Origin of the sequence: Desertihabitans aurantiacus (assembly GCF_003344635.1) — a bacterium.
Lineage (GTDB): Bacteria > Actinomycetota > Actinomycetes > Propionibacteriales > Propionibacteriaceae > Desertihabitans > Desertihabitans aurantiacus.
This window is the reverse complement of the sequence record NZ_QPKK01000176.1, coordinates 1-8,362: the sequence shown is the minus strand read 5'-3', so window position 1 is coordinate 8,362 and position 8,362 is coordinate 1. Positions and strand designations below refer to the sequence as shown.

At 74.3% G+C, this 8,362-nt stretch carries 11 protein-coding genes; all 11 read left to right on the top strand.

All coding sequences use genetic code 11. The annotated features are described in order from the left end of the window. On the top strand, positions 1-536 hold a 536-nt coding region (locus DVA66_RS13760), incomplete at its 5' end, for a nucleotide-binding domain containing protein (protein WP_332872873.1). A 214-nt stretch (positions 537-750) separates the two neighbouring features. After that, positions 751-1,089, top strand: coding sequence for a hypothetical protein (locus tag DVA66_RS21310; RefSeq protein WP_198671756.1), 339 nt, complete (start codon positions 751-753; stop codon positions 1,087-1,089). Then, the gene (locus DVA66_RS13755; RefSeq protein WP_198671755.1) at positions 1,086-1,460 is read left to right on the top strand and encodes a MarR family winged helix-turn-helix transcriptional regulator; all 375 of its coding nucleotides are present in this window, start codon (positions 1,086-1,088) and stop codon (positions 1,458-1,460) included. The genes DVA66_RS21310 and DVA66_RS13755 overlap by 4 nt, the downstream gene beginning before the upstream one ends. 105 nt (positions 1,461-1,565) lie before the next feature. Then, a complete protein-coding gene (locus tag DVA66_RS13750) occupies positions 1,566-2,741 on the top strand; it encodes a sensor histidine kinase (RefSeq protein ID WP_157974004.1) in 1,176 nt (391 codons plus the stop codon). Next, positions 2,738-3,403, top strand: a complete 666-nt coding sequence (locus DVA66_RS13745) for a response regulator (RefSeq protein ID WP_269801624.1) — start codon at positions 2,738-2,740, stop codon at positions 3,401-3,403. The genes DVA66_RS13750 and DVA66_RS13745 overlap by 4 nt, the downstream gene beginning before the upstream one ends. Positions 3,404-3,491: 88 nt before the next feature. Then, the gene (locus DVA66_RS13740; RefSeq protein WP_114560600.1) at positions 3,492-4,394 is read left to right on the top strand and encodes an ABC transporter ATP-binding protein; all 903 of its coding nucleotides are present in this window, start codon (positions 3,492-3,494) and stop codon (positions 4,392-4,394) included. Continuing rightward, positions 4,391-5,164, top strand: a complete 774-nt coding sequence (locus DVA66_RS13735) for an ABC transporter permease (protein ID WP_198671754.1) — start codon at positions 4,391-4,393, stop codon at positions 5,162-5,164. The genes DVA66_RS13740 and DVA66_RS13735 overlap by 4 nt, the downstream gene beginning before the upstream one ends. Next, entirely contained in the window at positions 5,161-5,928 is a 768-nt protein-coding gene (locus DVA66_RS13730; protein ID WP_114560599.1) for an ABC transporter permease, read from the top strand. The genes DVA66_RS13735 and DVA66_RS13730 overlap by 4 nt, the downstream gene beginning before the upstream one ends. Positions 5,929-5,958: 30 nt before the next feature. Further along, a complete protein-coding gene (locus DVA66_RS13725; protein ID WP_114560598.1) occupies positions 5,959-6,318 on the top strand; it encodes a hypothetical protein in 360 nt (119 codons plus the stop codon). A gap of 92 nt (positions 6,319-6,410) precedes the next feature. Beyond that, positions 6,411-7,610, top strand: coding sequence for a sensor histidine kinase (locus tag DVA66_RS13720; RefSeq protein ID WP_114560597.1), 1,200 nt, complete (start codon positions 6,411-6,413; stop codon positions 7,608-7,610). Beyond that, a complete protein-coding gene (locus DVA66_RS13715) occupies positions 7,607-8,287 on the top strand; it encodes a response regulator (RefSeq protein ID WP_114560596.1) in 681 nt (226 codons plus the stop codon). Before DVA66_RS13720 ends, DVA66_RS13715 begins: the two co-directional genes overlap by 4 nt. The last annotated feature ends 75 nt before the right edge of the window (positions 8,288-8,362 follow it).

Sequence of the window (8,362 nt, the reverse complement as noted above, 5' to 3'; positions counted from 1 at the left end):
GGCTGCTGGACGTCCCCGTGGCTGCACCGGGCCGCACGCTGCTGGTCTGCGGCTCCCACACCGGCGCCGCCACCCGCCAGCTCGAGCGCGCCACCGGCGGGGAGCGCGCTGCGCCCTCGGTGGTCGACACCGACCGCGCGCTGACCGACACCTCCGCCGAGGCCGACCGGCTGGTCACCGAGCTCGCCCCCGCCGTGGGTGACGGGTTCGCCGCCGTCGCCAGCGAGCGGGTGCGCCGCGCCGAGCACGACACCCTGGCCCACGGCCGCTCGGTGATGGAGGTGCTGGTCTCGGTCGTCCAGCGGCTGCGCGAGGAGGTCGACGTCGTGGTGACCAAGGGCGGCATCACCGGCGCCGACGTCGCCGGCGCCGGGCTGGGCGCGACCAGCGCCCGGGTGCTCGGCCAGGTGCTGCCCGGCGTCTCGGTGTGGCGGCTGACCACCCCCGCCGGCCGCGAGGTCGTGCAGGTGGTGGTGCCGGGCAACGTCGGCGACGACGACACCCTGGACGCCGCCCTGCGCGCCGTGGGCGCCTGAGCACTCGCCACGGGACCGATCGCCACGCCCGCCAGGCCGGCGTCCCGGCCCGTGTAGTTGCCTCCGGGGAAACCACCGGGTAGTTTCTTTCCAGGAAACGATCTTCGTGGAAGGAGCCACCGTGGACAGCGAGGAAGCAGCCGCCCGTCTCGCCCGGACCGACCGGTCGACCCGTCTGTCGGCCAGGAGCGGGGCATGGCTCACCGCAGCCGTCGTGTCCGCCGCCGTGCTGGCGGTCGGCGTGGTGGTCGACCTGGAGCTGGTCTGGCTGTCGGGGCTGGTCGCGCTCGGCGTGGCGGGGCTGTGGGCGGCACGACCCCTGCGCCCCCGGCTGGACTGGTCGGACCGGATCGGCTCGGGACTGGTCGTCGGTGGCGCGGTGCTGGCCGTGATCGCCTACATCGGCGTCCAGCTCGCCGTGCGTGCGGCTGGATGGCCCGCCCCCCACACCTGCAGCGCGCTCGCCGCCGCTGTCGTGGTCCTCCTCGTCTGCCGAGCCGGCTTGCAGCGGCTCGCGAGCCCCGCGGCGGGTGCGCGTGGGAGGACGCGGTGAGCCAGGTGGCCGACGAGCCCGAAGGGGCGTCCACCTCCCTCGACCCGCTGCTGCACGAGCCCGCGCGGCTGACCCTGCTGGCTACCCTCGCCCCCGCCGAGTACGTCGAGTTCTCCGCGCTCCTCCGGCTCGTCGGGGTGAGCAAGTCAGCGCTGTCCAAGCACGTGTCCGCCCTGGCCGAGGCGGGGATCGTCGTCGTCACCAACGCTCCCACCGACAAGCGGGTGCGACGGATCGCGCTCAGCGAGCAGGGACGGCAGTCCTTCGACGCCTACCTGCGACGCCTCGAGCAGATCGTGCAGTCGGCCAGGGGACCGGTTCAACCGCCTCGGCCGGCGGCGGCCGGGAACGACGGCGACCGCGGACGGTGACCCGGACGGCGCCCGGTGGAGCGCGCGGGCACCAGCGGGTGGGGCCGGTCTGCCAGCATGGGTCCGTCCCCGCAGGTGCCCCCGACCAGGCAGGTGAGCAGATCCATGACGACCGAGGAGACGGGCCGTCCGGCCGGCACCTCGCGGACGTCGGGGCTGTCGCCGGTCCTGCTGGACGCCCTGGTCGCGCTCGGTGTGTTCGCCTACAACCTGCCCGTGCAGGGGCTGACCGGTCCGGTGTGGGCGCTGCTCGTCCCGCTCGGGCTCTGCCTGCCCTACGTGCTGCGCCGCCGTCACCCCCGGGCCGTCTTCGCCACCGTCCTGGCGGTGGCCGTCGTCCAGCAGCTGGCCGGGGTGCCGCTGCTGGTGGCCGACGTGATGCTCGCCCTCGCCCTCTACGGCGTCGCCCGCCGGCACCTGTGGCCGTGGTCGGCCGGTGCTGCGCTACTGGTCGCCGGTTGGGTGGTGTGGGCGGTCGGGACGCGGCTGGGTGAGTACTTCCTGTCGGTCTTCGACCTGGTGCTGCTGCTGATGGTGGTCGCGGTGGCGTGGCTGACCGGCACCCTGGCCCGCACCCGCGCCCAGTACGTGGAGAGCCTGCGGCTGCGAGCCGAGCAGCTGGAGCGGTCCCGCGCCGTGGAGGCCGAGATGGCCGCCGCCGCCGAACGCACCCGGATCGCCCGCGAGCTGCACGACATCGTCTCCCACGGCCTCAGCGCGATCGGCCTGCTCGCCGAGGGCGCCGCACGGCAGGTCGGCCGCGACCCGGCGCAGGCGGAGGCGGCGATGCTCAAGGTCCGCGACACCAGCCGGGAGGCGATGCAGGAGATGCGCTCGATGCTCGGCGTGCTCCGCGAGTCCGGGGACGCCGCCTCCAGCCCGCTGCCCGGGCTGGAGGCCCTGCCCGCCCTGGTCGAACGGGCCCGCGAGACCGGGCTGCCGGTCACACTGAGCGTGCAGGGCGAACCGCCGCCGCTGCGCAGCAGCCTGCAGCTCGTGCTCTACCGGGTGGTGCAGGAGGCGCTGACCAACGTCGGCAAGCACGCCGGCGAGCGCCTCAGCCGGGTCGAGGTGACGCTGCGCCACGGCCGGGACGAGGTCGCCGTCACGGTCGCCGACGACGGCGCCGGACCCCGCCCCGCCGGCACCGCCGGCAACGGCCACGGCCTGGTCGGGATGCGGGAACGGGTGGCCGCGCTCGGCGGCACCCTGCGCACCGGCCCCCGACCCGGCGGCGGCTTCCAGGTCCACGCCACGGTGCCGACCGGGGACGCCCGGTGAGCGCCGTCCGCGTCGTCCTCGTCGACGACCAGGAGCTGGTCCGCAGCGGGCTGCGGATGGTGCTCGACGGCCAGCCCGGGATCGAGGTGGTCGGCGAGGCCGGGGACGGCCGGGCCGCGCTGGAGCTGCTGGCCGGCCTCGACTGCGATGTCGTGCTGATGGACGTCCGGATGCCGGGGATGAACGGCGTCGAGGCCACCCGCGAGATCACCCGGCGGGACGGCCCGCGGGTGCTGGTGCTCACCACCTTCGACCTCGACGAGCACGTCTACGACGCGCTGCAGGCCGGGGCCAGCGGGTTCCTCGTCAAGGACACCCCGCTGCCGGAGCTGCTGGCCGCGATCCGGCACGTGCACGCCGGCGACGCGGTGGTCTCGCCCAGCACCACCCGCCGGCTGCTGCAGCACTTCACCGGCCCCGACCCGCGACCGGTCCCCGCGCGCGACCCGTCCGGAGGCCGGCTGGCCGACCTCACCGCCCGCGAGCACGAGGTGCTGCTGCTCGTCGCCGAGGGCCTCAGCAACGCCGAGATCGCCGAGCGGCTGGGCGTGGAGGAGGTCACGGTCAAGACCCACGTCGGGCGGATCCTGGCCAAGCTGGGGCTGCGCGACCGCACCCAGGCCGTCGTGCTGGCCTTCCGCAGCGGGCTGGTCGGCGGCTGAACCGGGGGCGGCGTCATACCTGGGGAGGACGCCGAAGATCACCCTGAGGAGTGACGATCTCGGGGCCGGGGCTCGGCAGGGTGGAGCCATGGACACCGTCACCACCGTCAACCTGACGAAGAGCTACGGGAGACAGGCCGTCGTCCAGGGCCTCGACCTGCGGATCCCCCAGGGCTGCGTCTACGGCTTCCTGGGCCCGAACGGCTCGGGCAAGTCGACGACCATGAAGATGCTGCTCTCGCTGGTCCAGCCGTCGGCCGGTGAGGTGCACATCATGGGCGAGCCGATGAACCGGCGCACCCGGCGCCGCCAGCTGGCCCGGATCGGCTCGCTGATCGAGGCCCCGCCCGGCTACGGCCACCTCACCGGCGGGGAGAACCTGCGGCTCGTGCAGCGCTCCCTGGGGCTGGACGAGGCCCAGGTCAACCGCGCGGTGCAGGCCGTCCGGCTGGACAAGCAGCTGGACAAGAAGGTCGCCAACTACTCCCTCGGCATGAAGCAGCGGCTGGGCATCGCGATGGCGCTGGCCCGTGAACCGCGGCTGCTCATCCTCGACGAGCCCACCAACGGGCTCGACCCCGCCGGCATCGAGGAGATCCGCGAGCTGCTGCGCCGGCTCGCCTCCCGCGGCGTCACCGTGATGGTCTCCAGCCACCTGCTCGGGGAGATCGACAAGGCCGCCGACCACTTCGGCATCCTGGCCGAGGGCCGGCTGCTGTTCCAGGGCTCGCGGGAGCAGCTGTTCGCCGCGGCCGTCCCCGACGTCCTCATCGACACCCCCGAGCCCCGCCAGGCCAGCGCCGTGCTGGACGGCCGGCTCACCACCCGCGTCGAGGGCGGCAGCCTGCGGATCGGCGGTATCGACAACCGGGTCACCGCCCGGGTGGTCGCCGACCTGGTCGGCGCCGGCGCCCCGATCTACGGCGTCCGTCGGGAGGAGCAGTCCCTGGAGGACGTCTTCATGACCCTGACCGCGGGAGGTCGGCTGTGAGCGCCGTGACCGTCGGGGCGACCGGTCCGGTCGTCGTCAACGAGTTCGCCAAGCTGCGCCACCTGCGGGTGGGGCTGGTCGCCGGCCTGATGGTGCTGGGCACGGTGGCGCTGACCCTGCTGAGCACCGTCACCAGCGCCGAGTTCGCCGACCCGGCGACCCGCACCTGGGACGTCCCGCTGGCCGGGCTGTCGCTGGCGGTGCCGATGGTCTCCCCGCTGCTGCTCGCGGTGGTGGCCAGCCGGATGGTCGACATCGAGCACCAGGGCAACGGGTGGCTGATGGGCTCGACCAGCGGCGTCACCCCCGGCGCGCTCTGCCGGGCCAAGCTGCTCACCGCCGGCACGGTCGTCGTCGCCGCCACCGTCGTCACCCACCTGGCCGTCTGGGCGCTGGGCCGCCTCGCCGGCATCGACGCCCCGGTGCCGGTCGGGTTGTGGGCCGGCTTCGCCGTCACCAGCCTGGCCGTCAACCTGGTCGTGCTGGCACTGCACCTGGTGCTCTCGGCGAAGGTCGACAACCAGCTGGTCGCGCTCGGCATCGGCCTGCTCGGGACGGTGGTGGCCGTCTTCGGCTCGGGCTTCCCGGGCTGGTTCGCCCACGCCACCCCGTGGGGCTACTACTCGCTGGTCGCCGTCGCCGGCTACGAGGGCGAGCACCTCGTCACGACGGCACCGTCCTACCTCAGCGTGCTCGTCCTGGTCGGGCTGGCCGCTGCCCTCTTCGTCCTCGTCACCAGCCGCTTCGACCGTCAGGAGGCCCGGTCATGACCCCGTCCCTCAGCGCCGTCCTCGGCACCGAGCTCGGCAAGCTCAAGCGCTCCCTCAGCTGGAGCATCGTGGTGCTGCTGCCCCTCGTGATGGTCTTCGCCGGCTCGTTCATGACGCTGGTCTCCCAGCAGCAGCTGGCCGACGGCTGGCACACCCTGTGGCTGCGCTCGGTCGTCTTCTACGGGCTGTTCCCGCTCACCCTCGGTCTGGGCATCCTCGCCTCGCTGGTGTGGCGCCCGGAGCACCGCGGCGGCAACTGGAACGCCCTGATGAGCACCCCGGTTCCGACGCTGCGGATCGTGCTGGCCAAGACGCTGGCGATCGCCCTGCTCGGGGCGGTCATGCAGCTGGTGCTGCTGATCGCGGTCGTGGTGACCGGCAAGCTGCTGTTCGGGCTGCCGGGTCTGCTGCCCCCGCGCTACCTGCTGGTCACCGCACTGCTGGTGGTGGCCGTGCTGCCGGTGGCGGCCGTGCAGTCGGCGCTGTCGATGACCTTCCGCTCCTTCGCCGCCCCCGTCGCGGTCGCCCTGGTCGGCGCCGGGATCGCCGCGGTGGCGCTGGCGGCCGAGCTGGGCGGGGTGATCTTCGTGCTGCCGCACGCACTGACCGCCCGGGCCACCCAGCTGGCCACCGGGACGTTCGGCGACAGCGGCCAGCTCACCGCCGGCGGGTCGCTGGCGATCGTCTGCGCCAGCGCCGTCCTCACGCTGCTGGTGGTGGCGCTGGCCACCCGCTTCCAGGAACGCCGCGACGTCCGCGTCTGACCCCCGACCCCCCTCCGGAAGGAGCACGAGATGAGCCTCGACACCCGTCCGACCCCCACCACCACCGGTGACGTCGACCACCGCACCGCCGACGCCGGCTGGTCGCTGGGGCTGGGAGTGGCCGCGCTGGTCCTCGCGCCGCTGCTGCTCGCCCTGCCGCTGGTCTGCTTCCTGCCCCCGCTGCTGGCCGCCGTCGGCGCGGTCACCGGCTGGGCCGCCCTGCGCCGCGGCGACCGTCCCGGCCTGGCCACCACCGGACTCGTCGTCTCGGTGGTGGTGTGCGGGCTGACCCTGGGGCTGGCGAGCCTGTGGACGGCCTTCGTCGTCAACCCCGCGATCAGCGGCTACCCCGAGCTGCAGGAGGCGATCCGCGGCATCTGGGAGCGCTGACCCGCGAGCCCCCGGTGGTCCGGGCCGGCCGGTGCTCCGGCCCCGGGCCACCGGCTGACCGCGCCCGGACCGGCGCGAACTAGGGTGGCCACGTGCCGGAGCGGACTGCGCAGTGGCTGCAGCGGGACGGGCTGTGGGCCCGTGTCGTGGTGACCGCCTGCATGCTGCTGTACACGCTGCCGATCTCGGTCGGCTTCGTCTGGCGCGGCTGGGACACCGTGCAGCTGCTGGTGATCTCCCTCGGGCTGACGCTGCCCTGGCTGGTCGGCCACCGCCGACCGCTGCTCTGCTTCGCCGTGATGGCCGGCGCCGGGGCGGTCCAGATCGCCTACGGCCACCCGTTGATGCCGGCCAACCTGCTGCTGCCGGCGAGCATCTTCACCCTCGCCGACCGCCGGCCCAAGAACGTCTCGCTGCCCGCCCTCGGCGTCGTGCTGGTCGAGGGCGTGGTGGCCGCCGTGCACTGGGAGGAGTCGCTGGCCTCGGCGATCGCCCCGATCGCCGCCCTCTGCCTGATCTCGGTCTGCGCCTGGACCTGGGGGCACGCCTCCTCGCTGCGCCGGGCCTACGCCGAGAGCCTCGAGCAGGCGGCCGAGCACCTCCGCCGGGAACGGGCCCACCTGGCCGAGATCGCCGCGGCCCGCGAGCGCACCCGGATCGCCCGCGACATGCACGACGTCATCTCCCACAGCATCGCCGGGGTGCTCACCCTGGCCGAGGGCACCCTGCGCGCCGATCCCGACCTGCCCGAGCGCCAGCGGGAGGCGTTGCAGAGCATCAGCCGCTCCTGCCGGCAGTGCCTGCGTGAGTTCCGGGCGCTGCTGCGGGTGCTGCGCGACGACGGGGACCTTCCCGAGACCCCCGCCATCTCCGATCTGCGCTCGCTGCTGGAGGTGCTGGAGGCCAGCGGGGTGGTGACCCACGTCCACGCCGACGCCGGCGAGCGCCAGACCCCACCCGCGCACCAGGAGGTGGTGTACCGCCTGGTCCAGGAGGCCGTCACCAACACCCAGCGCCACGCCACCGACGTGCACCGCTTCGAGGTGCGGATCGCCGTCATCGACCAGCAGCTGGAGGTGCTGGTGAGCGACGACGGACTGCCCGCCGCGGAGGAGGCCGAAACCGGGAGCGGTCTGGGGCTTCGCGGCATGCGGGAGCGGGTGGAGGCGCTCGGCGGCACGCTGGAGCACGGGCCGCAGCCGCCGCGCGGCTACCGGCTGCGCGCCCAGCTGCCCCTCGGCACGACCACCGGCCCGGCCCCGGACGTCCCGCAGCCGGAGCTCGCCCGGTGAGCGAGCCGGACGAGCCGATCCGGCTGCTCGTCGTCGACGACGACGGGCTGTTCCGCGAGGGGATCGCGATGATCCTCGAGTCCGACCCGGGGCTGCGGGTGGTGGCCAAGGTGGCCGACGGGCGCGCAGCCCTGGAGCACCTCGAGCAGCACCCCGGCGAGGTCGACCTGGTGCTGATGGACGTCGACATGCCCGGCATGGACGGGGTCGAGACCACCCGCCGCATCGTGGCCGCCGACGGGCCGCGGGTGCTCATCCTCACCACGTTCGCCCTCGACGAGTACGCCTACGGGGCCATCTCGGCCGGGGCCAGCGGGTTCCTGCTCAAGGACACCTCGCCCGACGCGCTGATCGCCGCCGTCGTCTCCGCGCACAACGGCACCGCCGTCGTCTCCCCGGAGATGACCCGGCAGCTGGTGAGCTCGATGGTCCCGCCCGGTCACGGCCCGGACCCGCAGCTGCAGGAGCCGCTGGCCGCCCTCACCGAGCGTGAGCTGGAGGTGCTGCGGCTGATCGGGCTGGGGCGCAACAACGCCGAGATCTCCGCCGAGCTGTTCATCGCCGAGGTGACGGTGAAGACCCACGTCGGCCGGGTGCTGCGCAAGCTCGGGGCGCGCGACCGGATCCAGGCGGTCGTCTTCGCCCACCGGGCCGGGCTGCTCCCCCCGCAGGGGTGAGGCTCAGGCCGGGGCGGGCACGGCCCGGCGGCCGCGACGCCGGCTGCCGCCCTGCCGGCGGGCGGCGCCGCGCAG

Excerpts from the sequence above, each read along its gene's own strand:
- DVA66_RS13740 (WP_114560600.1), top strand. The coding sequence starts at position 3,492 with ATGGACACCGTCACCACCGTCAACCTGACGAAGAGCTACGGGAGACAG.
- DVA66_RS13730 (WP_114560599.1), top strand. The coding sequence starts at position 5,161 with ATGACCCCGTCCCTCAGCGCCGTCCTCGGCACCGAGCTCGGCAAGCTC.
- DVA66_RS13750 (WP_157974004.1), top strand. The coding sequence starts at position 1,566 with ATGACGACCGAGGAGACGGGCCGTCCGGCCGGCACCTCGCGGACGTCG.
- DVA66_RS13725 (WP_114560598.1), top strand. The coding sequence starts at position 5,959 with ATGAGCCTCGACACCCGTCCGACCCCCACCACCACCGGTGACGTCGAC.